Annotated in this window: 1 pseudogene; it reads right to left on the bottom strand. The window is 39.4% G+C overall.

Features of this window, described 5'->3' with window-relative positions:
* Nucleotides 1–507, bottom strand: a pseudogene (locus tag B0183_RS11815) (hypothetical protein); the annotation flags it as partial.

The raw sequence follows: 507 nt of genomic DNA, 5'->3' as shown, positions 1-507 counted from the left end.
GTTGATAAGCCTTAGAAAGTCAATTAAATCAAAATAGGTTGCCTGTTTGTAGCTTTCTTGCTTGGTGCAAAGATAGGGTGGGTCAAGCACAAGTAACACCTTTTCTTTACCTGAAAAACGCGGCACTAATTGATGAAACGACTCGCAAACAATCTCTACACCATCAAGATAACCCTCTGCACTTGGATAATCACTCTGCCGTAAGCAATGCCAGAAATCTTGAGTATATAACTCCTCAATGCTCTTCACTTGCTGACCGCTAAACAATAGCCAAGAACATAGAATATGTGGGTCTTTATATCTCTTAAACGCTTCAATAATCTCAATTAGTTGCAATTTTTTCGTCTTATCTAACCGCTTACCTTTGGGGCAATCAGCAAGGGCAACAGCTAATTGTTGGCGTAGTTGATTAATGTCGGGTATATGTTGTAAACGCTCGGCATAATTATCAAAATCGTTGTAAATTACCCTTGCTTGTGGCTTGAGTTGTTTGGCGGTATGAGATAA

Source organism: Glaesserella parasuis (genome assembly GCF_002015085.1).
GTDB classification, from domain to species: Bacteria; Pseudomonadota; Gammaproteobacteria; order Enterobacterales; family Pasteurellaceae; genus Glaesserella; species Glaesserella parasuis.
This window is presented reverse-complemented; position numbering and strand designations above follow the sequence as displayed.